The sequence below is a fragment of the Mumia sp. zg.B17 genome (assembly GCF_019550915.1).
GTDB lineage: Bacteria > Actinomycetota > Actinomycetes > Propionibacteriales > Nocardioidaceae > Mumia.
In genome coordinates, this window is record NZ_JAHWCI010000006.1 from 140,241 (window position 1) to 166,568 (window position 26,328).

Annotated in this window: 25 protein-coding genes; 14 read left to right on the top strand and 11 right to left on the bottom strand. The window is 72.1% G+C overall.

Annotated elements, in window-relative coordinates:
• The first annotated feature begins 44 nt into the window (after positions 1–44).
• The 4 genes from KV097_RS09175 (at position 45) to msrB (ending at position 2,722) form a co-directional block, all read left to right on the top strand.
• A complete protein-coding gene (locus KV097_RS09175; RefSeq protein ID WP_220365707.1) occupies positions 45–794 on the top strand; it encodes a sirohydrochlorin chelatase in 750 nt (249 codons plus the stop codon).
• Between the two features lie 60 nt (positions 795–854).
• A complete protein-coding gene (locus KV097_RS09180; RefSeq protein WP_220365708.1) occupies positions 855–1,619 on the top strand; it encodes an SDR family oxidoreductase in 765 nt (254 codons plus the stop codon).
• A gap of 47 nt (positions 1,620–1,666) precedes the next feature.
• A complete protein-coding gene (locus KV097_RS09185; protein WP_220344510.1) occupies positions 1,667–2,224 on the top strand; it encodes a hypothetical protein in 558 nt (185 codons plus the stop codon).
• A 90-nt stretch (positions 2,225–2,314) separates the two neighbouring features.
• A complete protein-coding gene (gene msrB, locus KV097_RS09190; protein ID WP_220365709.1) occupies positions 2,315–2,722 on the top strand; it encodes a peptide-methionine (R)-S-oxide reductase MsrB in 408 nt (135 codons plus the stop codon).
• Positions 2,723–2,792: 70 nt separating this feature from the next.
• On the opposite strand, the gene hemQ is transcribed toward msrB, so the two are convergent.
• Genes hemQ through hemE form a run of 3 tightly spaced genes read right to left on the bottom strand, consistent with a single transcriptional unit; the run spans position 2,793 to position 6,035 of the window.
• Positions 2,793–3,494: a hydrogen peroxide-dependent heme synthase gene (hemQ, locus tag KV097_RS09195; protein WP_220344506.1), complete on the bottom strand. Its 702-nt coding sequence runs from the start codon at positions 3,492–3,494 to the stop codon at positions 2,793–2,795.
• Positions 3,495–3,498: 4 nt separating this feature from the next.
• Positions 3,499–4,911, bottom strand: a complete 1,413-nt coding sequence (hemG, locus tag KV097_RS09200; protein WP_308289384.1) for a protoporphyrinogen oxidase — start codon at positions 4,909–4,911, stop codon at positions 3,499–3,501.
• 8 nt (positions 4,912–4,919) lie between these two features.
• Positions 4,920–6,035: a uroporphyrinogen decarboxylase gene (hemE, locus tag KV097_RS09205; protein WP_220365710.1), complete on the bottom strand. Its 1,116-nt coding sequence runs from the start codon at positions 6,033–6,035 to the stop codon at positions 4,920–4,922.
• A gap of 71 nt (positions 6,036–6,106) precedes the next feature.
• Between hemE and KV097_RS09210 the strand changes: the two genes are divergently transcribed.
• The 6 genes from KV097_RS09210 to secD all read left to right on the top strand — a co-directional run bounded on the left by KV097_RS09210 (position 6,107) and on the right by secD (position 12,932).
• Positions 6,107–6,709, top strand: coding sequence for a DUF3000 domain-containing protein (locus tag KV097_RS09210; RefSeq protein ID WP_220344502.1), 603 nt, complete (start codon positions 6,107–6,109; stop codon positions 6,707–6,709).
• Positions 6,706–7,938, top strand: a complete 1,233-nt coding sequence (locus KV097_RS09215) for an HRDC domain-containing protein (RefSeq protein WP_220344501.1) — start codon at positions 6,706–6,708, stop codon at positions 7,936–7,938. Before KV097_RS09210 ends, KV097_RS09215 begins: the two co-directional genes overlap by 4 nt.
• Before the next feature lie 20 nt (positions 7,939–7,958).
• Entirely contained in the window at positions 7,959–8,558 is a 600-nt protein-coding gene (locus KV097_RS09220; RefSeq protein WP_220365711.1) for a hypothetical protein, read from the top strand.
• A gap of 163 nt (positions 8,559–8,721) precedes the next feature.
• Positions 8,722–10,119, top strand: a complete 1,398-nt coding sequence (locus KV097_RS09225) for an NAD(P)/FAD-dependent oxidoreductase (protein ID WP_220347108.1) — start codon at positions 8,722–8,724, stop codon at positions 10,117–10,119.
• A gap of 82 nt (positions 10,120–10,201) precedes the next feature.
• Complete coding sequence (locus KV097_RS09230) at positions 10,202–10,558, top strand: hypothetical protein (RefSeq protein WP_220365712.1); 357 nt, start codon at positions 10,202–10,204, stop codon at positions 10,556–10,558.
• A 67-nt stretch (positions 10,559–10,625) separates the two neighbouring features.
• The gene (gene secD, locus KV097_RS09235) at positions 10,626–12,932 is read left to right on the top strand and encodes a protein translocase subunit SecD (protein ID WP_220344495.1); all 2,307 of its coding nucleotides are present in this window, start codon (positions 10,626–10,628) and stop codon (positions 12,930–12,932) included.
• Positions 12,933–13,040: 108 nt separating this feature from the next.
• Here the strand turns inward: secD and KV097_RS09240 are convergent, their stop codons facing one another.
• The 6 genes from KV097_RS09240 to KV097_RS09265 all read right to left on the bottom strand — a co-directional run bounded on the left by KV097_RS09240 (position 13,041) and on the right by KV097_RS09265 (position 19,887).
• Positions 13,041–13,571 (bottom strand): DUF6636 domain-containing protein, encoded by a 531-nt coding sequence (locus KV097_RS09240; RefSeq protein ID WP_220347107.1) that lies wholly within the window; start codon positions 13,569–13,571, stop codon positions 13,041–13,043.
• Positions 13,572–13,626: 55 nt separating this feature from the next.
• Positions 13,627–14,070, bottom strand: a complete 444-nt coding sequence (locus tag KV097_RS09245; protein ID WP_220365713.1) for an SRPBCC family protein — start codon at positions 14,068–14,070, stop codon at positions 13,627–13,629.
• Complete coding sequence (locus KV097_RS09250; protein ID WP_220365714.1) at positions 14,067–16,697, bottom strand: AAA family ATPase; 2,631 nt, start codon at positions 16,695–16,697, stop codon at positions 14,067–14,069. Before KV097_RS09250 ends, KV097_RS09245 begins: the two co-directional genes overlap by 4 nt.
• Positions 16,698–16,708: 11 nt before the next feature.
• Positions 16,709–17,842 (bottom strand): metallophosphoesterase, encoded by a 1,134-nt coding sequence (locus tag KV097_RS09255; protein ID WP_220365715.1) that lies wholly within the window; start codon positions 17,840–17,842, stop codon positions 16,709–16,711.
• A gap of 162 nt (positions 17,843–18,004) precedes the next feature.
• Positions 18,005–18,853, bottom strand: coding sequence for a ribokinase (locus tag KV097_RS09260; RefSeq protein WP_220365716.1), 849 nt, complete (start codon positions 18,851–18,853; stop codon positions 18,005–18,007).
• On the bottom strand, positions 18,850–19,887 hold the full coding sequence (locus KV097_RS09265; protein ID WP_220365717.1) for a nucleoside hydrolase: 1,038 nt from the start codon (positions 19,885–19,887) through the stop codon (positions 18,850–18,852). Before KV097_RS09265 ends, KV097_RS09260 begins: the two co-directional genes overlap by 4 nt.
• Before the next feature lie 179 nt (positions 19,888–20,066).
• Between KV097_RS09265 and KV097_RS09270 the strand changes: the two genes are divergently transcribed.
• Both KV097_RS09270 and tgt read left to right on the top strand, forming a co-directional pair.
• Positions 20,067–20,993: a hypothetical protein gene (locus KV097_RS09270; RefSeq protein WP_220365718.1), complete on the top strand. Its 927-nt coding sequence runs from the start codon at positions 20,067–20,069 to the stop codon at positions 20,991–20,993.
• Between the two features lie 19 nt (positions 20,994–21,012).
• Positions 21,013–22,224: a tRNA guanosine(34) transglycosylase Tgt gene (gene tgt, locus KV097_RS09275; protein WP_220365719.1), complete on the top strand. Its 1,212-nt coding sequence runs from the start codon at positions 21,013–21,015 to the stop codon at positions 22,222–22,224.
• A gap of 39 nt (positions 22,225–22,263) precedes the next feature.
• On the opposite strand, the gene KV097_RS09280 is transcribed toward tgt, so the two are convergent.
• Positions 22,264–22,989 carry a queuosine precursor transporter gene (locus KV097_RS09280; RefSeq protein ID WP_220365720.1) on the bottom strand — a complete coding sequence of 242 codons (726 nt, stop codon included), beginning with the start codon at positions 22,987–22,989 and terminating at the stop codon, positions 22,264–22,266.
• A 10-nt stretch (positions 22,990–22,999) separates the two neighbouring features.
• Positions 23,000–24,241 (bottom strand): geranylgeranyl reductase family protein, encoded by a 1,242-nt coding sequence (locus tag KV097_RS09285; protein WP_220344478.1) that lies wholly within the window; start codon positions 24,239–24,241, stop codon positions 23,000–23,002.
• A gap of 74 nt (positions 24,242–24,315) precedes the next feature.
• Here KV097_RS09285 and KV097_RS09290 point away from each other — a divergent pair, with 74 nt between their 5' ends.
• Together KV097_RS09290 and KV097_RS09295 are read left to right on the top strand one after the other, a co-directional pair.
• Positions 24,316–25,851, top strand: a complete 1,536-nt coding sequence (locus KV097_RS09290) for an ATP-dependent DNA ligase (protein ID WP_220365721.1) — start codon at positions 24,316–24,318, stop codon at positions 25,849–25,851.
• 17 nt (positions 25,852–25,868) lie between these two features.
• Positions 25,869–26,285, top strand: coding sequence for an MmcQ/YjbR family DNA-binding protein (locus tag KV097_RS09295; protein WP_220365722.1), 417 nt, complete (start codon positions 25,869–25,871; stop codon positions 26,283–26,285).
• The last annotated feature ends 43 nt before the right edge of the window (positions 26,286–26,328 follow it).

The window sequence follows — 26,328 nt, forward strand, 5'->3', positions numbered from 1 at the left end:
CCGCACACCACTCTTCGACACCCTCTCGGAAGGAGGAATGCACCATGACCGCCCCTGCACTCGTCACTCTCGCTCACGGGAGCCGTGACCCCCGCTCGGCCGCAACCATCGCATCACTGACGGAGTTGGTCCGGTGCATGCGTCCGGACCTCCGCGTGGAGGAGTCCTACCTCGAGCTCTCCGAGCCGTCACCCCTCACGGTGATCGACCGGCTCGTCGCCGAGGGGCACGACGAGGTCGTTGTCGTCCCGCTCCTCCTGACCCACGCCCACCACGCCAGCGTCGACGTCCCCGCCGTCGTCGAGGCGGCGCGGCGTCGCCATCCTCACGTCCGGGTGCTCGCGACCGACGTCCTCGGCATCCACAAGAGCTTCCTCGGCGTGCTGGACCTCCGGTTGCGCGCGGCCCTTCGCGAGGCCCGAGCCACCGAGCTCGACGGCCTCGTGCTCGCAGCGGCCGGGTCGTCGAACCCGCTCGCCAACGCGCACGTCGCCCGCGTCGCCCGCGCCTGGGGCGCCCGCCACAAGCTGCCGGTGATCGCGGCCTTCGCCTCAGCGGCACCGCCAGCAGCGGGCGAGGCGGTGCGGGAGCTGCGCCGTGACGGCAAGCGTCACATCGCCGTCGGGTCGCTGTTCCTCGCCCCGGGCTTCCTGCCCGACCGGGCCACCGAGCTCGCCCTCGAGGCCGGGGCGGTGGCGGTCTCCGACCCGCTCGGCGCAGCACCCGAGCTCGCCGAGGTGGTCCTCGCCCGCTACGCCGTCGGCGCAGTCGATCTGGTCCCGATCCCGGCCTGACGCGGTCGGCCGCGCCACGCCTGCGCTCGGTCTGCCGCTCAGGCGCGGCAGACTGAGCGCATGACGACCTCGGGCGACTCTCCAGCCACTCCCCTGCGTCTTGGCTCCGCCGTCGTGCACGGCGCCACGGGATACGTCGGGCGGCACCTCGTCCGCGCCTTGCTGCTCGAGGACGTGACGGTGCTCGCGGTCGGCCGATCCGACGCCGGGCTCGACGCGGTGCGTGAATGGCTGGGTGAGGCCGGCGCCCTGATGCGTCCGGTCGTTGCTGACGTGTCCACCGACGAGGGCTCCCACTACGTCGCCGATCAGCTGCGCCGGCGCGGTGGGATCGACGCTGCCTTCGCCGCGATCGGGGGGTGGTGGGAGGGCGCCGACCTGGTGGATCTCGACACCGCCACCTGGGACGGTCTGCTCCGGAGCCACCTGACCGCCCACTTCCTCGCGGCGCGGTCGACGGTGCCGTCCCTGGCACCCCAGGGGTCGGCGTACGTGGCCCTCAACGGCATCGCGACCCTGAAGCCGGAGGCCGGATCGGGACCCGTGAGCGTCACCGGGGCGGCACAGAGCATGCTCCTCGAAGTCCTGCGGGCCGAGGAGGACCGACCGCGGGTCCGCTTCCACGAGCTCTGCGTGGTGAACCCGGTCGTCGACGACGGTCAAGCCCTGGACGCGCGCGAGGCCGTCGTCGAGATCACCGACGTCACCGCCGCCGCCCTCCGGCTCGCCCGCGCCGGCGATCCCACCGTCGTACGCACCGAGCTCGGGCAGTGGCAACCGGCACCCGCCGCGACACCCCACAGCGGTGACTCGGCGGTAGGCTGACCCCGTACCGACCGCAGTCGGCGGACTCGTCACGAAAGGCCTCACCGATGACCGAGCCCACCCAGGACGCCCGCACGCCGTACGACGTGGCCGTCCTGTTCGAGCAGGAGCTCTCCGAGCTCGACGCGCGTCAGCTCACGTCGCTGCACGAGGGTCTCGACGACCCGGTCGTCTATCACCTGCTGCTCCCGGTCGAGGACGCTGCCGCGACGATGGCGACCTCTCTCGGCGTGCTCGGTGGAGCCGATCTCGCTATGCCCGACTCGCAGACGGTCGGAGACGTCGACAATGCGATCGTCGAAGCCGGCCAGGAGTCGTTGCAGCGCTCGATCGACCTGATCGTTGCTGCGGGCAAGGCCGACACGACCGCACGCGGCGCCCTGACCCACGACGACCCGGTCAGCGCGCTCGCCGACCTCGTCACGCGGGTGGGGGCCGAGGAGGCGATCATCTTGACGACGTCGCACGTGTTCTCGGAGTTCTTCCACGTCGACTGGGCCTCGCGCGCCGAGCGCAAGCTCCACGTGCCGACGCTCCGTCTCATCGAGCACGAGAGCTTCGACGCGCAGTCGGCCGGTGCAGGCGAGGGCGCTTCCCTCATCTGACGCTCGCGGGTCACCCCCTGGCGCCCGCGGGTCACCCTCTGGCGCTCGCGGGTCACCCTCTGGGCGTGTGCTCGTCCGTACGATGGAGGCATGGCGTACCAGGTCGAGAAGACGGATGACGAATGGCGTGTCGAGCTCACGCCCCAGGAGTTCCACGTGCTGCGGGAGGCGGGGACCGAACGCGCGTTCAGCAGCTCCTACGAGACCGACGAGACCCCCGGCGTGTACGAGTGTCGAGCGTGCGGCGCGGAACTGTTCCGCAGCGACACGAAGTTCGACGCGCACTGCGGTTGGCCTGCGTTCTTCTCACCGCTGGCCGGAGAACGCGTCGAGCTGATCGAGGACGTGTCGCTCGGCATGCGGCGCGTAGAGGTGCGCTGCGCGCGGTGCGGCTCGCACCTCGGTCACGTCTTCGAGGGTGAGGGCTTCCCGACGCCGACCGACCAGCGCTACTGCATCAACGGTGTGAGCCTTCGGCTCGTCCCTGACGCATCCTGACCCGCGGACCCCAGACAGCGACCCGCGGGCGCCAGAAACTGACCCGCGGGCGCCAGACAGCGACCCGCGGTCAGGGAAGGGTGTCGACGAGCTCGGCGACGGTGCGCAGCCGACCCGTGTAGAACGGGATCTCGTCGCGCACGTGCAGCCGCGCCTTCGAGGCCCGCAGCTCGCGCATGAGGTCGACGATGCGGTGCAGCTCGTCGGCCTCGAACGCGAGCAGCCACTCGTAGTCGCCGAGCGCGAACGACGCGACCGTGTTGGCCCGGACGTCGGGGTACGGCGCCGCCATCATGCCGTGCTCGCGCAGCATCTCCCGGCGCTCGGCCTCGGGCAGGACGTACCAGTCGTACGACCGCACGAACGGGTAGACGCAGAGGTACGCCTTGCCTCCAGGCTCGGTCATGAACGCCGGGGCGTGCGAGCGGTTGAACTCCGCCGGGCGGTGCAGCCCCATCTGTGACCAGACCGGAGCCAGTCGCTCACCCAGGGCCGTACGGCGGAACGCGTGGTAGGCGTCCTGGAGCGCGTCGGCGCTCACGGCGTGCCACCAGATCATGACGTCGGCGTCCGCGCGCAGCCCTGCGACGTCGTACGCACCCCGCACGACCACGTCGGCGTCGGCCAGCTCCGCGAAGAGCTTCTCGACCTCGGCGATCACCTTCGTCCGGTCCGCGATCTCTCCGAACGGCGTCTCCAAGCGGAACACCGACCACATCGTGTAGCGGATCGTCGCGTTCAGGGCCTCGTGGTCAACCTCGGGCGTCGTCATGGCTTCATTGTCCCCCTCGGCCCACGGGCCCCTCGAGGTGGTCGCAGATGCTCCGGGCGGCGGCCTGGGCGGATGCGACGACCGCCGGGATCCCGACCCCGCCGTACGCCGCGCCGCACACGGCAAGCCCGGGCGTGCGGCCGACGGCGTCGGAGATCTGGTCGACTCGGGCGAGGTGCCCCACGGTGTACTGCGGCAGACCACCGCCCCAGCGCTGGACATCCGCGTCCACCAACGGCCCCCGGAGGCCGATGGCCTCGGCGAGGTCGGACACCGCCGTCGCCACGAGGTCGGCGTCCTCACGCTGGAGGACGTGCTCCTCACCCGCCCGGCCGAGAGAGGCGCGCAGGATCATCAGGTCACCGGTCCGGCGCCCCAGCCAGCCCCACTTCCACGACGAGAATGTCGCCGCCTTGATCGCCTTCCCCTCCACGGGCGGGACCAGGAAACCCGATCCTGCGGCGTCGGCGGCCACCTGGTCGCGGGGCACGGCCAGGGTGACGATCGCCATCGAGGCGTAGTCGACCTCACGCAGCAGCCGCGCCGCCACCGGGACGCACGGCGCCAGCAGCCGCGCAGCAGGCGCAGCCGGGGTCGCGACGACCACGGCATCGACCTCCACCACCTCGGCGGCGTTCGCGGGGCCGACGACCAGGCGCCACCGACCGAAGCCCAGCGCGCTGATCTCACGCACGGTCGCGCGGGAGCGTACGACGATGCTCGGGTGGTCGACCACCGCGGCGGGCAGCTGCCACATCCCGCCCTCGAGGCCCGCGAAGACCGGCGGAAGATCCTTCGGCGCCGCTGCCGACTGCTCGGCGGCGGCGTGCGCGAGACGCCGTCCGCGGTGGTGGAGCGCCCAGATCGCCGGCGCGGCCGCACGCACGGAGAGCTCCGAGGCGTGACCGGCGTACACACCGCCGAGAAGCGGCTCGACCAGCATGTCGACGACCTCCCGCCCCAGACGCCGCCCCACGTACGACGCGACAGACACGTCGTCGGCGGGCTCGGGCAACGGCAGGTCGGCGCGGGCGCGCAGCATGCCGGCGCGACTGAGGACGTGGGTCTCGGCGAGCGCGTCGAGGTCGGTGGGAACGCCCATCACCGACGGCGGGATCGGGCGCATCTCACCGCGCGCCCAGAGTGCCGCCGCGACCGGCTCGGGATGGACGAGACGCTCCCCGAGACCCACCTCGCGGGCCAGACGCACCGCCTCGGGACGCCGGTTGAGCATGGACTCCGCCCCGACGTCGACCGTGATCCCGGCGACCTCCGTGCCCGCGAGCTTGCCTCCGACCCGGTCAGAGGCCTCGAACAGGGTCACGACGGCGTCGGGCAACGCCTCCACCACGGCGCGCGCTGCCGTCGCGCCCGCCAGGCCGCCACCGACGACCGCCACGCGCACGGGGGACCTCACCGGCACGCTCAGCGCAGCTCGTAGGCGTGGACGTGGTCGACCAGGCGCTTGAGGGCATCGGGGTCGGTGGCGGGGAGAACGCCGTGACCCAGGTTGAACACGTGGCCGCGTGCCTTGCTCCCGGCATCGAGGATCGCATCGGCCTTGGTCTTCATGATGTCGTCGGGTGCGAACACGACCGTCGGGTCGAGGTTGCCCTGGACCGACCGGCCCGGACCCACCCGTGCGATCCCGTCGTCGAGCGCGACCCTCCAGTCGACGCCCACGACGTCGGCTCCCGCGTCACCCATCTCGCTGAGCAGCTCGCCGGTGCCGACACCGAAGTGGATGCGCGGCACATCGAGGTCGGCGACCGCATCCAGCACGGTCTTCGCGTACGGCTTGACGTAGCGGACGTAGTCCTCACGGGAGAGCGAGCCGGCCCAGGAGTCGAACAGCTGCACCGCCCGGGCACCGGCCTCGACCTGCACCCGCAGGAACGCGGCCGCGATCGAGGCGAGCCGGCCGAGCAGCGCGTCCCACGTCTCCGGGTCCCGGTACATCAGCTCCTTGGTCAGCCGGTGGTCGCGCGACGGCCCGCCCTCGATCAGATACGAGGCCAGCGTGAACGGTGCGCCGGCGAAGCCGATCAGCGGCGTGTCGCCGAGCTCGCCGACGAGCCCGCGCACGGACTCCGTGACGTACTCGACGTCGCTCGGCTCCAGGTCGCGCAGCTGCTTGGCGACGGCCTTGGCCGTACGGATCGGCGTCGCGACGACGGGGCCGGTGCCGGGGACGATGTCGAGATCGACTCCGATCGCCTTCAGCGGCACCACGATGTCGGAGTAGAAGATCGCGGCGTCCACGCCGTACCGGCGCACCGGCTGCATCGTGATCTCGACCACCATCTCGGGCCGCGTGCACGACTCGAGCATCGGGACGCCCTCGCGGAGCTTGCGGTACTCCGGGAGAGAACGCCCGGCCTGACGCATGAACCACACGGGCACATGGGTGGGCTTCTCCCCCCGGCACGCGGCGAGGAAGGCACTGGTCGTCTTCGGCGTCGTCCCGTCCTTCGCAGGGCTGGGCGCGGCCGTGGTCGACGACGAGGCCTCGGGCTTGTCGTCCTTCTGCGGGGCACTCACCCTCCGATCCTCGCAGGTCGAACGGCGCGTCGCTGCGTCAGGTCTGACGCTCCGCGAACTATGGTGGAGGCATGGCAGCACGCAACGAGCTCGACGGTCAGCCGTCCGAGTTCATCGAGGCTGTCGCTGCCCTGCGAGACGCGGAGCTACGTCCCGAGGTGGTCTGCGAGGAGCTGGCAGCACCCCGTCGGATCGCGCCGTACTCGTACGCGCAGAGCGGCGATGTCACCGCCGATGGCGACGAGGTCGGCACCGGCCGGCTCGTCCTGCTCCACGACCCGGCGGGCAACGACGCCTGGCAGGGCACGTTCCGGTTGGTGACGTTCGCCCGCGCCGAGGTCGACGCCGAGATGGCCAGCGACCCCGTGCTTCCCGAGGTCGGCTGGAGCTGGCTGGTCGAGGCGCTGTTCTCCCAGGGCGCCTCGTACGTCGCGCCCAGCGGGAGCGTCACGACCGTCCGGACGGAGGGCTTCGGAGGGATGGAGGAGGACGGCTCCAGCGCGCAGCTGGAGATCAGAGCCTCCTGGACACCCCTGTTCGGCACCGGTGACACCCTCGCCTCGCACGCCGTCGCGTGGAGCGAGCTCTTGTGCACCGTGGCCGGGCTCCCCCCGCTGGCCCCTGGTGTACTGACCCTGCCCCGACGCGGGCGCGAGGGACGGCCGCCGCGGTGACCTCCGAACCCGACGACTCCCCCACCGAGGAGGTCGTCCTCCCGCCCCTGCAGCTGCACGACCCCCTCCCGGCGGTGGTCGACGACGCCCAGGCCCTCCAGCGCGTGCTGGACGCCCTCCGCCACGGGACCGGCCCGGTCGCGATCGACGCGGAGCGCGCCTCCGGATACCGCTACTCGCAGCGGGCGTACCTGATCCAGCTGCGCCGTGAGGGAGCTGGGACGGCTCTGGTCGACCCGATCGCGTTCGAGGACCTCCATGAGCTCGACGACGTGCTCGCCCCCACCGAGTGGATCCTCCACGCGGCCACCCAGGACCTGCCGTCTCTCGCGGAGGTCGGCCTGCGCCCCCGTGCGCTCTTCGACACCGAGCTCGCCGGCCGACTTCTCAACCTCCCGCGCGTCGGCCTGGCCGCGCTCGTCCAGGACGTGTACGGGATGAGCCTGGCCAAGGAGCACTCCGCCGCCGACTGGTCACGACGGCCGCTCCCCGAGCCGTGGCTCGTGTACGCCGCCCTCGACGTCGAGCCTCTCGTCGGGCTGCGCAACGCCCTCGAGGAGCGCCTCGAGCGGGCCGGCAAGCTGGAGTGGGCCCACGAGGAGTTCCAAGCACTTCTCCACTTCGCCGGTCCCGCAGTCCGGACGGAGCCGTGGCGGCGGACGTCCGGCATCCACAAGGTCCGTGGGCCGCGACGGCTCGCGCTCGTGCGAGCCCTGTGGGAGGCGCGCGACGTCATCGCCCGCGAGCGCGACGTAACCCCGGGGCGGATCCTCAACGACGCCGCGATCGTCACGATCGCCCGCACCGCGCCGGCGAGCCGCCAAGAGCTGCGTGACCTGGAGGTCATGCGCAGCCGCGGGGCGCGCCGCTACCTCGACACGTGGGACAGTGCCCTCGCCGCCGCCCGGGACCTGCCGGAGTCAGAGCTGCCCTCCAACGCGTCGAGCGACGCCGACGGTCCTCCGCCTGCTCGTGCGTGGCCCGAGCGGAACCCTGAGGCTGCCGCCCGGTTGGCGGCGTACCGGACCGCTCTGACGGCGATCGCCGAGCGCCACGACCTGCCTCTCGAAAACCTTCTGACACCCGACATCCTCCGGCGGCTCGCCTGGGACGCGACGGTGGCACCGGACCGCGACGCCGTCGCGGCGTTCCTCACCGACCGTGGTGCCCGCCCGTGGCAGGTCGCGCTCACCGCCCAACCGCTCGCCGAGGCGCTCCGCGCGCTCTGAGCACCCACTACGCTGGCCGGGTGGCTGAGTTCAAGAAGCCGCTCGTCGCGGCTCCCGAGCTGTTCGCGGCGCGCCAGGGTGACCAGGACCCGGTGGCACGCGCGGAGGCTGGCGCACGCGTCGCCCACCTCCTGGTCCGCGGCGCCCGAGACGCCTCCGACCAGGCCACCACCGAGCGGGTCCTGGCGCTGGCCGACGAGCACGGGCTCGACCTGCTCGCCGAGCTGTGGGCCGACGCTCCCGGCGACTCGCTCGCCGGTGCGCTGTGGCGCCTGTACGTGCTGCGCACCTGGGTGCGACGCGACGCCGTCCAGGCTGCCCGCGAGTTCGACGCCGGCAAGGCCCACGCGCCCGTCGACGAGGTGGTCGCCGGTGTCGTCGATCCCCCGGGACCGCAGGAGGTCGTCGCGCTCGCCGACGCGGTCGTGCGCGGTGTCGTGACCAACGACCTCGCCGACACCCTCGACCGGGCAGCGGCGTTCGCCCGGATCGTCGGGGTGGGCAGGGCCGCGCTCGGTGAGGACGACCACGGCCAGGCCATCAGCGCGTCACGGCTCGTCGACACCGCCGCCGCGTTGGAGAGTGCCGCCCGGAATGAACGCCGAGGCAACCTGGTTTAGTCTGGGAGTGCGCCGGGCTGCGGTTGCCCCGGGTCCCAAAATTAGCCGCTACGAGCGGCCACGCGCCGTGAGGTGCTCCCAGCCCGGCGCACTAGCCTTCTCCCCTCCCTCGTCCCGCCGATCGGCGCTGCGGGATGTCCCTCGGTGAGCGATGCTCGCGTCTATGGACACTGCTCCGTACGGCCGTACAGGCTCCACCGTCGACGTGGTGGTCATCGGCACGGGTCCCGGCGGCGAGGCGGCGACGGGGGCGCTCGCACGCTCCGGGCTCGACGTGGTGGCGGTCGAGGACGGACTCGTGGGAGGCGAGTGCCCCTACTACGGCTGCATCCCCTCGAAAACGCTGATCCGCTCCGCCGATCTCCTCGCGTCGGCCCGTCGAGCCGACGGCGTGGCCGGTGAGGTCGCCGTGACCCCGCGCTTCGCCGACGCCTACGCGCGGGTACGGGACGTCACCGCCGACTGGGACGACTCGGCGTCGGTCGCACGGCTCGAGAGGGCGGGCGCGACGATCGTACGGGGGACTGCGACCCTCACCGGGCCGCGGACGGTCGCCGTCGGTGACCGGACCTGGTCGGCTCGCCGGGGTGTCCTCCTCGACGTCGGGACCCGTCCGTCGGCACCGCCGATCGACGGACTGGACGGCACGCCGTACTGGACCAACCGCGACATCCTCCGGAGCCCCGACCTCCCCCGATCGCTGCTCGTCCTCGGCGGTGGCGCGGTGGGGCTGGAGCTCGCACAGGCGTACGCGCGCTACGGCACGGTGGTCACCGTCGTCGAGTCCGGGCCACGGCTCCTCGCGCACGAGGAGCCGGAGGCGGGGAACCTGGTCGTCGGCGCCCTGCAGGCCGACGGAGTCACGGTGCGCACCGGGAGCCCGGTCGCGGCGGTGGCGTACGACGGGGAGCGCTTCGCCATCACCCTCGATGACGGCTCCGACCTCGACGCGGAACGGCTGCTGGTCGCCACCGGGCGGACTCCCAACACCGACCGGCTGGGCCTCCAGGAGCTCGGTGTGCCCACCGAGCACGGATTCGTCACCACCGATCCGCACCAACGGGTCCTGAGCGGCGGCGCGGTGGTGGACGGGCTGTGGGCGATCGGGGACGTCACCGGCCGCGGCGGGTTCACGCACGTCTCGATGTACCAGTCCGCGATCGCCGTGGCGACGATCACCGGTCAGAAGGGCCCTGGTGCCTCGTACCGCGCGCTTCCTCGTGTCACCTTCACCGACCCCGAGATCGGCGCGGTCGGACTCACCGAGGAGCAGGCACGCCGCCGCGGGCTCCCGGTGCGTACGGGGATCACCGACCTGGCAGCGTCCTCGCGGGGCGCGACGTACGGACCGGGTGCGAGCGGGCTCATCAAGGTCGTCGCCGACGCCGAGCGCCGCGTGCTCGTCGGAGCGACCTCCGCGGGGCCGGCGGGCGGGGAGATCCTCGGAGCGCTCACGGTCGCGATCCAGGCCCGGGTCCCCGTGGAGGAGCTGCTCCGGACCATCTGGGCCTATCCGACGTTCCACCGCGCCATCGGGTCCGCCCTCGCCGACCTGTCGTGAGCGTGAGAGGCGGAGGACGGCGGGAGTGACCACGATCACCTCGACGGAGGAGTGCCCCCTCCTGTCCGGTTAGACTGGTCAAATGCTCAGGACCGTCCCGCGCCTGCCTGCCGTGATGCTTGCGGCAGCGCTGTCAGGACTCCTGCTCATGCTCGCGGGTCCGGCCTCGACCGCGACCGCTCGCAGCCAGACACCCGCGCCGTCCGACGCACGCAGCTCTGCCGACCGCGCCGTGACGGTGACCAAGGTGACGGTGCACAAGGTCGACGTCGGGGCTCGCGCCCATCACGACCAGAACGGGCTCGGGCCCGACCTCGCGGCGCTCCCTGCTGCCCACATCGGCGGCACGGCAGTGACTGCCCGCAGGCTCCTGGCTCTCGACGATGCGGCGTCGGCCGCTACCGCCTCGCCCGAGCGCAGCCGCGCGCCGCCCCGCTGACGGACGACCTCCACAGTCCTGACCGCGCTGACCGCGGTCGCCACGTCAGCAGATCCCGGAGCCTTCCGTGTCACGTCCCGATTCTCGCGCGCCGTTGTGGCGCGCTCTGGCGGCCCTCACCGTCCTCGTCATCTCGGCAGTCGTCGCCCTGAACTTCACCCCCCGCCTCGGTCTCGACCTCAAGGGCGGGACACAGATCGTCCTGGAGACCCAGGACACCGAGCGCGTGAAGGCCGACGGCGAGGCGACCGACCGTGCGCTTGAGGTCCTGCGCGGCCGCGTCGACGCCCTCGGTGTCGCCGAGCCCACCCTGGCTCGCTCCGGCGAGAACCGGATCATCGTCGAGCTCCCCGGCGTCCAGGACCCGCGCGAGGCCGCCGAGGTCATCGGCCAGACCGCCCAGCTGACCTTCCACAACGTGATCGGCCCGGCTCAGGAGGGCGCCAAGCCCGCTGAGGGGCAGCAGATCGTCGAGGACGAGGACGGCAACCCGATCATCGTCGGCCCGCAGCTGCTCGACGGCAACGGCGTCTCCAGCGCCAAGGCCGAGCAGGAGCAGCAGTCGCTGCAGTGGGTCGTCAACGTCCGCTTCAACGGGGAGGGCACCCCCGGCTGGAAGCAGCTCGTCAACGAGGCGTGCGCCAACACCGCCGGCGGGCAGCGCATCGCGATCATGCTCGACAAGAACGTCATCTCCTCCCCCGCCGTGCAGCCGAGCCTCTGCGCCGGCCCCGGATCGACCACCAGCATCACCGGTGACTTCTCGGCCGACTCGGCCAAGGATCTGGCCGTCCTGATCGAGGGCGGCGCGCTCCCCGTCCCGGTCGAGGTCATCGAGCAGCGCACGGTCGGCGCGACCCTCGGCGACTCCGCCATCGAGGCGTCGATCGAGGCGGCGCTCATCGGCGTCGCGCTCACCGCGGTCTTCATCATGCTCGTCTACCGCCTCATGGGCTTCCTGGCGAGCATCGCCCTCGGCACCTACGCCCTCCTGTCCTACGCGATGCTCGTGTGGCTCGGGGCGACACTCACCCTTCCCGGCCTGGCGGGCTTCGTCCTCGCCATCGGCCTCGCGATCGACGCCAACGTCCTCGTGTTCGAACGAGCGCGCGAGGAGTACGCCCGGCGGACCGGTGAGGGCTTGCCACGAGCGCTCGACACGGGCTACAAGAAGGCCTGGACGGCCATCCTCGACTCCAACGTCACGACCATCATCGCCGCGGGACTGCTCTTCTTCTTCGCCAGCGGGCCCGTCAAGGGCTTCGGTGTGACGCTGACGATCGGCACGATCGCGTCGATGGTCTCGGCGCTCGTCATCGCCCGCGTCCTCACCGACTGGGCCGTACGACGGTCCTTCGCCCAGAAGCGCCCCGGCATCACGGGTCTCACCGGGACCGGCAAGTTCCGCACGTGGCTGGTGACCAAGGGACCGTTCATCCTGAAGCGCTCGGGCCTGCTCGTCGGGCTCACGCTCGCCGCGATCGCCGTCGCCGTGACCGGCGTCGTCACCCAGGGGCTCAACCTCGGCGTCGAGTTCACCGGCGGCCGCGTCCTGGACTACAAGGTCAGCAAGCCCATCACCACCGACGCCGCCCGTACGGTCGTCAGCGACGCCGGCTTCCCGAGCGCGGTGGTCCAGGAGAGCGGTGGCGAGTCCGGCGACCAGAACAACATCACGGTCCGCACCGACAAGATCACCGACGACGAGGCCGTCAAGATCGAGGACGCCCTGGACGAGGCGGCCGGTCCCGTCACCAAGGAGCGTGACGAGCTGATCGGCCCGAGCCTCGGCAAGGAGCTCCGCAACCAGGCGATCATCGCGTTCATCATCGCCCTGGCCGCCCAGATGCTCTATCTCTCGATCCGGTTCCGATGGACGTTCGCGACCGCAGCCGTGCTGGCGCTCGCCACGACAGTGGCTCTGGTGGTCGGCATCTTCGCGTGGTTCGGTGAGCCGGTCGACGGGGTGTTCCTCGCCGCGATCCTCTCGATCATCGGTCTCGACGTGAACGACACCGTCGTCGTCTTCGACCGCATCCGAGAGAACCTGCGAGAACGCAAGAAGGGCGACAGCCTGCGCCGGATCTTCAACGACTCGATCATGCAGACGGTCCCCCGTACGGTGAACACCGGCCTGGGTGCGATCTTCATCCTCGCCGCCCTGGCGATCCTCGGTGGTGCCTCGCTCCAGCCGTTCGCGATCGCCCTGCTGCTCGGTCTCACGCTGGGCACGCTCGGCACGGTCTTCGTGGCCTCGCCGATCGCCGTCCTCCTCGAGGAGCGGTTCCAGCCCAAGGACAAGGCCGACCGCGTGGCGGCTGCGGACCCGTACGCGACCGTGCCCGCAGGTGGTCGCGAGAGCGGCGCGCTCTGACCGGACTCGCGTCGCTCTGACGCGGGCTCGCCCCTGACGAGACGGAAGCCATCGGGCCGCTGCGGCGGCCCGATGGCGGGTCCTTGTCGTCGTGTCGGGTGGCGCGCCTCAGAAGGTGCCGGCGCGCTCGCGCGAGACGGTGAAGCCCTCGTCGGTCTCGGTGTTCAGGCACGTGATGCCCGTGCGCTGACTGGTGCACCCGAAGGAGCCGAGGGTCGTCGACTTGCCGTAGGCGAGCTCTGGGGAGTTGCCGGCGAGCGTCGGCGCGTCACAGCTGAAGAAGCCGCCCTCGTCGTCGACGACCAGCGTGCGACCCCATCCGTCCTCGCAGCCCTCCGGCTTGGGCGGGGGCGAGAAGTCGAAGTCGCCGATGTCGCAGCGCGCACCGTCGGTGTTGAGCCGGCACACGATGTTGCCGCTCGGGCTCCGGAACGCCCTCATCGGACCGACGTCGTCGGTCAGGTCGGTCGCGACGTCGTCGAGCGGGAGCTGCGCGGTGCGCGGCGACGTCGTCGGGGCGGATGCTTCGGCCGCTGGCTCGGCGTCGGCCAGATCGGACGCGGAGCCGCAGCCACCGAGCGCGACCGCCAGGAGAATGGCGGCGCCGCGGGCGAGCACGAACGACCTCGATCGGTGCACATCTGTCCTTCCGTACGGGCTGGTTCGTCGGCCACTCTAGGTGACCGCCCGACGGCTACGACGAGAGGTAGCGGGCGAGACCGACCTGACCGCGACGCATCATCGCCGTGTGGTTGAGCCGGAGGACCGGGGACACGAGACTGCCGATCGCGTTCATCCACGGCTCGCTCGTGACGACCTCCTGCGAGTAGCGGAGGACCGTGGTCTCGCGGTCAGCGCCGAGCCGCCAGCTCGCCCAGCCCTCGAGGTCACCGGCGATCTCGGCGAGCAGATGGCGTGACGTCTCGTCGACGCGGGTCCGGTGGAGGGTGAGGTGGAGCGTGTACGGGAGGGTCGCTCTGATCGCCAGCCGCGCGGTGTCGTCGTCGATGCCGGTGACGTGACGCACGTCGGGCCACCACACGGCATAGCGCTCGAGGTCGGCGACGGCGTCGAAGGCCTGCGCGACCGGCGCTGTCACCCGCCACGTGCTGGCGAAAGAGTAGTGCCGTGGCTTCATGACAGGGTGAGCCGCTCCGTGCGGGCGCCGCCGACGGACTCGAAGCGCCGGGGCTGACAGGTCAGGAGCACGACCTGTGCCGAACGGCCGACATCGTTGAGGACCACCGCGAGACGCTCCAGACGATCGGGGTCGGAGAAGCCGAGGGTGTCGTCGAGGATGACCGGAGCGCCCTCGTCGGGGTCGACCAGCTGTGCGCAGGCGAGGCGTCCGAGGACGGCGAGCTGCTCGCGGGCGCCGCCGGACAAGGAGCCGAACGGGACGGTGCGTCCCCGCAGCGTCCGGGTCTCGATGGCGAGGTCGGTGCTGACCTCGACCTCGAAGTCGGGCCCGAAGACGACCTTGCCGAGTCTGTCGATGCGTTGCTTGAAGGGCGCGACGTAGTGGCGCTGAGCCTCGTCGCGGTGCCGCAGCAACGTGGCGCTGAGAAGGTCGGCGGCCTGCGCCGATCGGGCGAGGCGCCGGTGGGTCGCGCTGGCGACGTCCAGCGCGGCTTCGACGTCGGTGAGCCGGTCGTGGATGCCCTCGGCCGCGCGGTCGTCGAGGAGCGTCTGCAGCTCGACGCGGCGTTCGTCGGTCCTGGTGAGGTCGCGGTCAACCCCCTCGACGAGCTCGCGGGCGTTGGCGAGCTCCATCGCGAGAGTCTCCGGGGACGCGGCCTCGAACGTGGCCCGCGACGCCCTGCTCGTCGTCCTGGCGCGCTCGTACGCCTCGTCCGCGGCGACCACGGCTTCGGTGAGTGCCTCGTCATCCACCTCTGCTCTGGCGGCAGCCAGACGCGCCGTCTCGCGCGCCAGCTCATGCTCGGCGCTCTCGAGCTCCTGCCGAGCTCGAACCGAAGCCTCGCCCGCCACCGAGAGAGCCTCACGCGCACCGTCGTGGGCGTCCCGCGCGGCCGCCGCGTCGGCGTCGGCGTCCTCCGCGGCACTGCGGGCGGCGTCCGCGGCAGCCTCGAGGGCGTCGCGCTCGCCTTCGGCGCTGCCTTCGGCGCTGGGGTCGGAGCTGGGCTCGGCGCTGGGGTCGGCGCTGGGGTCGGAGGCGCGTCGTCGCTCGAGTGTGGCCAACCGGAGCTCGAGATCGTCCAACGTCGTGCCACCGAGGGCGTCGGAGAGCGAGTCCTCGGCAGTGGCGCACTGGGACTCGGCAACCCGACGACGCTCGTGCGAGGACCGGGCCTCGTCCAGAGAGTCCACCCCGGCCTCGTGGAGAGCCACGTCGAACGCCGCGCGCGCCCGCGCGACGCGACGGTCGAGATCTGCGGGCGGCGTGCCCGGACTGACCACGACCTCGACCACCCCGTCGACGGTGATCCGGACGTCGTCGAGGACCGAAGCCTCGTAGGTCTCGCCGACGACCTCCGCACCCCCAACGTCGACCCGGTGGCCGCCGAGGGGACGGACCGACACCCGCGCGGCGGCGGCGTCGCGCGCGCCGACCGCCACCTGGACATCCGTCGACATGTCGGTCAGGCGCGCCAGCACCGCGTCGTCGACGCGGAGGACCTCACGCTCGGCCCGTGCGCGGGCGCACCGCTCCCCCGCCTCCCTCGCACGGCGGACCCGGTGAGCGAGCGCGGTCCGCTCGAGCTCGTCCCGGTGGCGTGCCACGGCGAGCGCGGCAGTCTGTGCAGCATGGCGGGCCACACGTGCGCGCTCGGTGGCGACGCCGACCTCTCGTCGCGCGTCGTCCTCGGCCGTGCGGGCGTCGGAGTGAGCCGCCACTACCGCCGCGACACGCGTCCGCAGCGCGTCGATCGTCTCGGCACGGCGAGCGAGGTCGTCGACCATGCTGCGGCGGTCGTCGCGCGCCCGGACGGCGTGCGACAGGGCGCGCTCTGCCACCTCGAGGTCCTCCTCGGAGCGGCGCAGCTCCTCGCGCAGCGTCTCGAGAGCCCGGACGGCGTCCTCCGAACGGCGAAGACGAGCGTCGGCCTCGATCGACAACGTCGACAGGCGCGCGTGCTCGTGCTCGTTGGCCGCGTAGTCGTCGACGTAGCGGTCCATCTCGGCGCTCCGGGCACGCAGCCGCGCAGCCTCGGCCTCGAGCTCCACGATCTCGGCCGCTGACTGTGCGTGAGCCCCCCGCGGCTTGCCTCCCGCGGTGAGGAGACGGTCGCGCTCGGCGAGGACGGCGGCCATCAGCGCGTCGTGGTCGCCGGTCGCGCCGGCCGAGTCGTCCAGGGCGCGGTGGAGCGCGGAGATGCGGGCGAGCTCCGGCTGGTCGAGCGACTCGCCCTGGACGATCTCGAGCGCCTCCCACAGGTCGACGTCGACCGTCTCGCTCAGGATCGCTGCGAAGCGCTGGTGCGCCTCGTCGCCGCTGTGCTGCTCTCGCGAGGGCGCGGTCACGTCCAGCTCGGTCATCGGAGACTTGAGCCAGCGCTTGCGGTAGACCAGCGCGTACGGGCCGGTGCGCAGCTCGACCTCGGCCTCCGGTCCGACGTCGAGCCCGACGGGCTTGACGTCGCGGACCGCCTGACTGCGCGAGCTGGACTTGGTGGTGCGGAGCAGACGGACCGCTTCGGCGACCGACGACTTGCCCGCCTCGTTGGGTCCCACGACCACCGTCACGCCGTCGCCGAACCGGACCGTCGACTCCTGAACACCCCTGAAGTGCCGCAGCGTCACCCGCACCAGCCTCATCGGCCGGCCCCCGCGAGCCGGTAGAGCAACCCGAGCGCGTCTTGTGCCACGGCCGCGTCCGGTGCGTCGGAACGGGCGAGCTCGGCGAGCTCGTCGAGAGCGGCCTGAGCGAATCCGCTGAGACCGAGATCGGCGAAGTCGTGACCGTCAGGCAGGACGACCAGGTCCGTGTGCCGTTCCCAGGCGTCGAGCCGTGCGAAGAGGTCGCTCCCGTGCTCGAGAACGCCGTCGAGCCGCGCCATCTCGGCCGTGGAGAGCGTCCCGCTCAAGGCCAGCCACACGGCCGTGCGGTCCTTGTCGGGCATCTGCTCCAGCCGATCGGCGAGTCGGTCGACGTCCTCGGAGGAGGCCAGCTCCTGCTCGACGACCTCGAACCGCCAACGGCCGACCCGGACCGGATCCACGGTCACGGCCCGCGACTCCGGGTCGACGTCCACGACCAGCACGTTGCCGGGATCGTCCTCGCGGCGCGACGTGACCTCGGGAGCACCGGCGTACCAGATGCGGGACTCGATCTCGGTGGTCGAGTGGCGGTCGCCGAGGACGGCGACGTGAGCGCGGCCGGAGTCGAGTGCCTTGGTGAGGGTGGGCACGTCGATCGCCGCGAGCGCGTCACGGTCGGGGTTGAACGTGCTCGCCACGCCGTGTCCGGCAACCACGCGCACCAGATCGCCCGACGTCGGCCGGAGTCCGGCGCACGCGTCTGCCACCAGGTCACGCGTGGGGTGCTTGCCGAACCACGGCGCACCGACGACCTCGGCACCCTCGACCACCGTGAAGGGGGCGCTGTCGCGCAGCACGTGCACGTGGTCGGGCTTGCGCTCGGCGAAGACACGCGAGTCGTAGATCGACGCGGCGTCGAGCGGGTCGTGGTTGCCCGGGAGCAGCACGACCGGCACCGAGAACCCTCGGAGGACCTCGAACGTCCGCGCGACGATCGCCCGGTCGAGCTGGTTGGACTCGAAGACGTCGCCGCAGACGACGGCGAACGCAGCGTCGCGCTCAGCGGCGAGGTCGCCGATCCGCCGGACGGCGTCGAGCCGGGCCTGCTGGAAGCGCGCACGCGCCTCGTCGCCGAGGAACCAGGCGGTCATGCCGAGCTGCCAATCCGCTGTCGCGATGAAGCGCATGCATCCACCTCCAGGGTCCGTGCGAGCCTCCGAGCAGGCTCCCTCGGAGCCTAGTGACGAGGGCGGACAGGTTGAGGGACGCGCGCCGGGCTGGGGACGGCCGGATCGTGTGGACAACACCACTCCCGTCACGCCGCCACGCCTGCCGGGCGGGCCCTGGTCTCAGCCCGGCTGGGCACCGAGCCAGGTGGTCGCCTCCGCGCCGGCAGCCACGGCGGCCCCGAGCGCGCCAGCACGCCCCTCCCCCGCGGCCAGCGCGGCGGCGAGGGCCCCGGCGAACGCATCCCCGGCACCGGTCGTGTCCACGACCTCGACCCGTGGGGGCATCGCCGAGTCCTCGCCCCAGCGTGCACCCGCGGACCCGAGCGTGACGCAGAGCGAGACGGCGTCGTACTCCCGCGCCTCGTGCTCGTTGACTACCAGCGGGTCGGCGAGCGCGAGCAGGGACGGCGGCAGCGGTCGTACGGGCGAGGCGTTGAGCACGAGCCTCGTGCCCGCCTCCCCCGCGACCTCCGACACGGCGTCCACGGCGTCCTGGCCGATCTCGAGCTGCACCAGCACCACGTCGGCCTCGCGGATCGCGCCGGCGGCGTCGCGCACGTCGGCGGCCGTGAGTCGGGCGTTGGCGCCGGGGGCCACCACGATGGTGTTCTCTCCCTGGCCGTCGACGACGATGAGGGCCGTCCCGGTCGCCACGTCAGGCGTGGTCCGCAGATGGGTCACGTCGACTCCCGCCGCGGCCAGCGCGTCACGGTACGCCCGACCGTCGGCGTCGTCACCGACCCTGCCCAGCAGGGCGACCGAGGCGCCCGCGCGGACGGCACCGATCGCCTGGTTGGCGCCCTTGCCGCCGCGGGATCGGCGAAGATCCCCACCGAGGACGGTCTCGCCGGGCGAGGGATGGCGGCGGACCTCCGTGACGAGGTCCACGTTGAGCGATCCCACCACCGCGACCCGCGCTGACGCACGCGACGGCGGGGAGGGATCCGGGTGGGCCTCCGCGGGCGTCACCGCTGGACCGCCCGTGCCGTGTCGTCGCCGTGCGACGCCTGCGGGCCGGCGCAGATGGTGGTGAGGAACAGGTCACGTGTGGCCTCGTGGTCGACGTCGACCGCCACGTCGACCAGATGGCCGAGGGAGTCCACGCCGTGCACCGCGTCCTCGCCGAGCACGTAGCGCCGGTCGACGACCGTCTGCCCCCGGGTGAGGCCCGGCGCCAGTGCGACGTGGACCGGCCAGCGGCGAGTCGTGAGCAGGCCCGGGGACGCGACCGAGCAGACGGCACCGGCATCGCCCACCAGGCCGCCGTGCCCGACCCGGGGGTCGCTGCGGATCACCTCGTGCGAGTGGGCGAGCAGCCGTCCGGCCAGCGCGACGGCAGGGTCGGGGTCGTCGCGCAGCACCTCATACGTCTCCGCCTCGACGACGACCCGCGAGAAGACGTCCAGCCCGTAGAGCGTGACCGGAACCCCGGAGGCGAGGACGATCGCCGCCGCCTCCGGGTCGTGCCAGACGTTGAACTCGGCGACAGGCGTCGCGTTGCCCCCCTCTAGGGCTCCGCCCATCGCGACGATGCCTCGAAGGTTCTCCTTGACCTCCGGGTAGGCCCTCAGGAGCAGCGCCACGTTGGTCATCGGCGCCAGCGAGACGAGCGTCACCGGGTCGGGAGAGTCGAGGATCGTCATCCGCATCAGCTCCAGCGCCCCGCCCGCGAACGGCATGCGCGAGGAGGACGGGAGCCGTTGCCCCCCGAGCCCATCGGCGCCGTGGACGTGCCGGGCGTCGCGGGAGCCGCCGAGCAAGGGCTGCTCGGCTCCCCGCGCCACGGCCACGTCGGGCGCGTCCAGGGCGTCCAGGACCGCCAGCGAGTTCGTCACGACCTGGTCCACGTCGGTGTTGCCGGCGACGCAGGTGATCGCCCGCACGTCGATCGCAGGGTGCCGGACCGCGAACATCAGGGCCAGTGCGTCGTCGACGCCGGTGTCGACGTCCAGCACGACCGGGACGGGCGGCGTGGTGCTCGGCTCGAGCGGGGGGTTGCTCATGCCCACACCGTAGTCCCGGCGACATGTGCGCGATCCCACTTGGACGGGTCGCTCGACTTCGCTAACGTCGAAGGTTGGCGCGGAGCCGGCCGCTCCCCGGCCCGACCCCGCGCTCGACCACCGAACCACCCCCGAGATCAGGGGTACGAGACGTACGCGCATGTCGCGGGAAGGGATGTATGGCGGCCAAGAAGCCCGAGTTGGATGCCGAGGACGACAGCGGAGGTGTCCTTTCGGGAGTCTCCTCCAGCCAGGTCGTCGGGAGTGCTCTCGCCGCGATGACCGCGGCCGTGGCGGGCTCGTTGCTCGGCGTCGCCGGCACCCTCATCGGCGCGGCCGTCGGCTCCGTGGTGGCCACCGTCGCCGGCACGATCTACACGAACTCCCTGCGCAAGAGCCGCCAGCTGGCCCAGGCCGCCCGGCTCACGAGCCTCGCGACGATGGCCAAGCGCGATGTCGGTGCGGGTGCCGGTGCCGGCGGTACGGCCGTGCTGCCTGTCCCCGAGGCGCTGGACGAGGTGGGCCAGCCCGGCGACGGTGGTGTCGAGGACACCGTCGACCCGGAGACCGCCGTCGACGCGCCGGACGACGGAGCCGAGGTGGAGGCCGACGGCACGGACACCGAGGCCGCCGACCCCGATGCCGCCTCCAAGCGACTGATCTCGTGGCGCGGAGTCGCGGCGGCCACGGTCGCGAGCCTGCTCCTCGCCCTCGGAGGCATCTTGGCGTACGAGGCGATCGTCGGGCACCCGCTCGGAGACAGCGGCAAGTCGGGGACCACGTTCAGCAACGTCGGGACGACGTCGGACGACGGCAAGGACGGCGGCGGCGACAAGGACGGCGGCACCGACCCCTCCCCGTCGTCGACGCCGTCGACGACGGATTCCGACCCGGACGAGCCCGCCCCGACCGACGAGGTGACCCCGCCGGCCGAGGAGGCCGTCCCCCAGCAGCCCGGGCCGACGACCGAGCCCACTCCCGAGCCGTCGACACCCTCGACGGAGCCTGCCCCGCAGCCCGACAACCTCGACGAGGATCCGTCCCTCGGCCAGCCGTCGCCGGCTCCCGCTGCCGACGAGGCGACGCCCTCGTCGTTCGAGGGATGACCGCTGGTTGGATGGTCCGGTGACATTCAACTTCTCGGTCGGTGACCGCCTCGGCGAGACCGTCGACGGCGCCCAGGGCCGTACCGGCGTGATCTCGACACCGCACGGCGACATCCAGACACCGGCGTTCATCCCCGTAGGCACCAAGGCCACGGTCAAGGCGGTGCTGCCCGAGACGATGGGTGAGCTGGGGGCCCAGGCGCTGCTGGCCAACGCCTACCACCTCTATCTCCAGCCCGGCTCCGACATCGTCGACGAGGCTGGCGGGCTGGGCGCCTTCATGAACTGGCGCGGTCCGACGTTCACCGACTCGGGCGGCTTCCAGGTGCTGTCGCTGGGGGCCGGCTTCCGCAAGGTGCTGGCGATGGACACCACCGACCGTACGGCCGACGACGTCATCGCCGACGGCAAGGAACGGCTGGCCCACATCGACGACGAGGGCGTGACGTTCAAGAGCCACCTCGACGGGTCCAAGCACCGGTTCACCCCCGAGGTGTCGATGCGGATCCAGCACCAGCTGGGTGCGGACATCATCTTCGCCTTCGACGAGTGCACGACGCTGATGAACACCCGCGGCTACCAGGAGCGCTCGGTCGACCGCACCCAGGCGTGGGCGGTCCGGTGCGTCGCCGAGCACGAGAAGCTGACCGCAGAGCGGGCCGGCAAGCCGTACCAGGCGTTGTTCGGCGTCGTCCAGGGCGCGCAGTACGAGGACCTCCGGCGGCGGTCGGCACGCGGCCTGGTCGAGCTCGGGTTCGACGGGTACGGCATCGGAGGCGCGCTCGAGAAGGAGCAGCTGGGCACGATCGTCGGCTGGGTCAGCGAGGAGCTTCCGGAGGACAAGCCGCGCCATCTGCTCGGCATCGGCGAGCCGGACGACCTCTTCACCGGGATCGAGAACGGTGCGGACACGTTCGACTGCGTGAGCCCCTCGCGGGTGGCGCGGTCGAGCCGGGTCTACACCCACGACGGTCAGCGCAACCTGGCGGTGGCGTCCTCGCGGCGGAGCTTTGCGCCGATCGACGCGGAGTGCGACTGCTACACGTGCGCGAACTACACCGAGGCGTACCTGCACCACCTGTTCAAGGCCAAGGAGTACAACGCCGGCACGCTGGTGACGATCCACAACGAGCGCTTCATCATCCGGCTCGTCGACCGGATCCGCGCGTCGATCTCCGACGGCACCTACGCCGACCTCAAGGCGGACTTCCTCGGCCGCTACTACGCCTAGCCCGGCGGCCCTGGCCGCGCGCGGGCGGTGGTGGCCGGGTCAGCGCCAGTACGAGGGCTCGCGGGACTTCAGCCAGCGGATCACGAGCATCGTCACCGGCATGACGAGCAGCTCGACGCAGACCTTGTAGACGAACCCGATGACGGCGTAGTTCCAGAACTGGCCCCACGTCGTGATGCCGATGACCGACGCGGCGATCGCGCAGAAGATCAGCGTGTCGGCCAGCTCGCCGGCACCGGTCGAGGTGGCGAGCCGCGCGAACAGCCCTCGCTCGGCGGTACGCGCCTTCATCCTGACCAGCACCACGCTGTTGAGCAGCTGGCCCACCACGTAGCCCGCGAGACTCGCCAGCACGATCTGCGGCACGAACCCGAGGACGCTCTCGTACGCCCCCTGGTTCTCATAGAACGACGCTGCAGGGGCTTGCTGGACCACCCAGAACGTCACCGCCGCGACCACCGCCATCGCGAAGCCGGTGATGATCGCCCGGCGCGCCGCCCGGAACCCGTACACCTCGGAGATGACGTCGCCCAGGATGTAGGCGAGCGGGAACAGGAACGCACCGCCGTCGGTGATCACCGGCCAGAGCTGCAGGCCGCCGAACGTCCAGCTCCCCGACCCGATCTCGATGCCCTTGGTCGCCACGATGTTGGAGACCACGAGGACGACGCAGAACGCCGCGAGGATGACGTCGAAGTGGGTCGACCCCCGCGAGGCATAGCGGACGACGCGGCGGTCGGTGTCCTCGGGCGCGCGGAAGGTCATGCGCGCGGCCTCACGCGAACGGCTGCCGGCGGTCGACGCGCAGCGACATCCGGCCGGCCCAGCGCCACAGCCGTGCGACGGCGTCGCGGTCCTCGTCGGTGACGAGGTTGCCCATCAGCCGCAGCGCGATGGTCATCAGTGCGTACGAGCGCATGCCGACGGGGCCGCCGTACGTCACCACGCCCGGGACGGTCAGGAGCCCCGCGAGTCGGCGCGCGATCGAGAACGCCTCGCCGTAGTGCTCGCGCAGGACCGCCGGCCACGCGGTCGCCAGGTCGGTGCCGGCGGCGAGCTCGTCGGCGACCAGCCGGCCGGTCTCGAGCCCGTAGTCGATCCCCTCGCCGTTGAGCGGGTTCACGCATCCGGCGGCATCGCCGATCAGCGCCCAGTTGGCACCGGCGACACCCGACACCGCGCCGCCCATCGGCAGCAGCGCCGACGTCGGGGCGCGCAGCTCGTCGGCCAGCTCCCACTCCGTACGGCGCAGGCGGGCGTAGTGCTCCATCAGCGGTCGCAGCTGGACGTTGGCGGGACGCTTGGAGGTGGCGAGGGTGCCGACGCCGAGGTTCACCTCGCCGTCGGCCAGCGGGAAGATCCAGCCGTAGCCGCTCAGGACCTCGCCCTGCTCGTCGCGCAGCTCGAGGTGGCTGGAGATCCACGGGTCGTCGCTGCGGTCGGACTTCACGTACGACCGCGCAGCGACGCCGTACGCGGTCTCGCGGTGCCACTCGCGGCCGAGCACGCGGCCCAGCGGGGAGCGGACGCCGTCGGCGACGACGAGGCGGTCGCACGCCACGTGGTGCGGGCCGTCGGTGGTCTTGAACACCACCTCCCGGACCCGGTCGCCGTCCCTGACCACGTCGACCGCGCGGGCGCCGTCGACCGGGGTCGCGCCCGCGTCGAGGGCCGCGGCGCGGATGTGCGCGTCGAGCTCGGTGCGCGGGACCGCGGAGCCGTGGTCGGGCAGCGACCCACCCGGCCACGGGAGCATCAGCGTCTGGCCGAACCCGGAGGCCCGGAGTCCGCGGTTGGTGCCGTGGCGGCGGATCCAGGGGCCGAGGTCCAACCGGTCGAGCTCGGCGATCGCTCGCGGCGTCAGACCGTCGCCGCAGGTCTTGTCTCGCGGGAAGCGGGCGGCATCGGCCAGGACCACGTCGAGCCCGTGCCGCGCAGCCCACGCAGCCGCGGCAGAGCCGGCGGGACCGGCACCGACGACGAGGACGTCGGTACGGGTAGGAAGGTTGACGCTCACGCGCTCGATTGTGTCACCCTGCCGCAGCGCCGCGATCTTCCGGCGTGTCTGTGCCGCGCAGCACAATGGGTCGCATGCTCCTCGCCGACGTCGTCGCCACCTCTCGGGCCGTCGCCGCGACACGGTCGCGCCTGGCAAAGCGGACCGCGCTGGCCGACCTGCTGCGCGGGACACCACCGGAGGACCTCGAGGTCGTGGTGACCTACCTCGCGGGCGAGCTCCGCCAACGCCGTACGGGGTTGGGCTGGGCGTCGTTGCGCGACCTCCCGCCGCCGGCCGAGGAGCCGAGCCTCACCGTGGCCGAGACCGACGCGACGTTCGCGGCGATGGCCGGGCTGTCGGGACCGGGGTCGCAGACGGCGCGTGCCGAGACCGCGCACGACTTGTTCGCGAGGGCGACCGCCGACGAGCAGCGCTTTCTCGCGGGACTCGTCTCCGGTGACGTCCGGCAGGGCGCCTTGGACTCCGTCGTCCTCGACGCGGTCGCGGAGGCCGCCGACGTGCCGGCTGCCGCGGTGCGACGGGCCGCGATGCTGCAAGGGGCGAGCGCGCCGGTCGCCGTCGCCGCTCTGACGGGTGGCGCCGAGGCCCTGGCTGCGGTGATGCTCGAGCCGGGTCGCGCCGTACGCCCGATGCTGGCGTCCTCGGCGCCCGACGTGGCCGCCGCGCTCGACAAGGTCGGTCCCGCGCTACCGGCCTCGGTCGACACCAAGCTCGACGGCATCCGCATCCAGGTCCACCGGGTCGGCGACGACGTCCGTGTCTACACGCGCAGCCTCGACGACATCACCGAGCGGGTGCCTCAGATCGCCGAGACCGTGCGCGGGCTCGCCGCCGACCCCCTCGTCCTCGACGGTGAGGCACTCATCGTCGAGCACGACGGGCGGCCCGCCCCGTTCCAGGACATCGCCTCGCTCGGAGCGACCCACCCCCGTGACACCGCACCCGACCTGCGCTCCGGCGAGGACGTCCACGTGCTGTCCCCGGTGTTCTTCGACGTGCTGCACGCCGACGGCGACGACCTGCTCGACCGCCCGTTGCGTGAGCGGCTCGAGGTGCTGGAGCGGATCGCGCCCGGGCTCGGCGTGCCGCGTCTGCAGACCGCTGACGCCGAGGAGGCGCAGGAGTTCTTCGCCGAGGCGGTCTCGTCCGGATACGAGGGCGTGGTCGTGAAGTCGCTCGACTCCCCGTACGACGCGGGCCGGCGCGGCGCGGCCTGGGTCAAGGTCAAGCCCCGCCACACCCTCGACCTCGTCGTGCTCGCGGTCGAGTGGGGGTCGGGGCGCCGCAAGGGCTGGCTGAGCAACATCCACCTCGGTGCCCGCGATCCCAACGGCGGATTCGTGATGCTCGGCAAGACCTTCAAGGGGATGACCGACGAGATGCTCGCCTGGCAGACCGAGCGGTTCCTCGAGCTGGAGGAGTCGCGCGACGGCCACGTCGTGCACGTTCGACCTGAGCAGGTCGTCGAGATCGCTTTCGACGGTGTGCAGCGATCGCCGCGCTATCCCGGCGGTGTCGCGCTGCGGTTCGCGCGCGTGCTGCGCTACCGCGACGACAAGACGCCCGACGAGGCCGACACGATCGACACCGTACGCGCGCTGGGCTGACGGGACGGAGACACCAGGTGACGGCACGGTCCCGGACGGCGCGCGAGGCCGACATCGAAGATCTCGCGATGGCGCTCCCCCGCGCCGAGAAGGTGCCCGGGTGGGGCGGGCTCCCCCGCTATCAGGTGAGCAAGAAGTTCTTCGTCGGCTACCGTTCCTCGCGTCCGGACGCCGTCGACGCCGCGACGGGCGAGCGGCTGACCGACGTGCTGGTCTTCAGGGTGCCCGACGAGAGCGACAAGCTCGCCCTGGTCCACGGTGACGGGCCGTGGTTCACGACCGACCACTTCAACGGGCACAGCTCCGTGCTGCTCCGGCTGGCGCACCTCGGCCAGCTCTCCCTCGATGAGCTCGCCGAGGTCATCGAGGACGCCTGGCGGTCGCAGGCGCCCAAGAGCGTCGTCGCGCGTTGGCAGGGAACCCGCACCGACTGACCAAACGATCACTCCAGTGGGCAGACGGGAACGGTGTTCCAGC

Coding starts and splice junctions, on each gene's coding strand:
- KV097_RS09225 (WP_220347108.1), top strand. CDS start 8,722: ATGGACACTGCTCCGTACGGCCGTACAGGCTCCACCGTCGACGTGGTG.
- KV097_RS09245 (WP_220365713.1), bottom strand. CDS start 14,070: ATGAAGCCACGGCACTACTCTTTCGCCAGCACGTGGCGGGTGACAGCG.
- KV097_RS09230 (WP_220365712.1), top strand. CDS start 10,202: ATGCTCAGGACCGTCCCGCGCCTGCCTGCCGTGATGCTTGCGGCAGCG.
- msrB (WP_220365709.1), top strand. CDS start 2,315: ATGGCGTACCAGGTCGAGAAGACGGATGACGAATGGCGTGTCGAGCTC.
- KV097_RS09210 (WP_220344502.1), top strand. CDS start 6,107: ATGGCAGCACGCAACGAGCTCGACGGTCAGCCGTCCGAGTTCATCGAG.
- KV097_RS09180 (WP_220365708.1), top strand. CDS start 855: ATGACGACCTCGGGCGACTCTCCAGCCACTCCCCTGCGTCTTGGCTCC.
- KV097_RS09280 (WP_220365720.1), bottom strand. CDS start 22,989: ATGACCTTCCGCGCGCCCGAGGACACCGACCGCCGCGTCGTCCGCTAT.
- KV097_RS09175 (WP_220365707.1), top strand. CDS start 45: ATGACCGCCCCTGCACTCGTCACTCTCGCTCACGGGAGCCGTGACCCC.
- hemQ (WP_220344506.1), bottom strand. CDS start 3,494: ATGACGACGCCCGAGGTTGACCACGAGGCCCTGAACGCGACGATCCGC.
- KV097_RS09290 (WP_220365721.1), top strand. CDS start 24,316: ATGCTCCTCGCCGACGTCGTCGCCACCTCTCGGGCCGTCGCCGCGACA.
- KV097_RS09185 (WP_220344510.1), top strand. CDS start 1,667: ATGACCGAGCCCACCCAGGACGCCCGCACGCCGTACGACGTGGCCGTC.
- KV097_RS09270 (WP_220365718.1), top strand. CDS start 20,067: ATGGCGGCCAAGAAGCCCGAGTTGGATGCCGAGGACGACAGCGGAGGT.
- KV097_RS09255 (WP_220365715.1), bottom strand. CDS start 17,842: ATGCGCTTCATCGCGACAGCGGATTGGCAGCTCGGCATGACCGCCTGG.
- KV097_RS09265 (WP_220365717.1), bottom strand. CDS start 19,887: ATGAGCAACCCCCCGCTCGAGCCGAGCACCACGCCGCCCGTCCCGGTC.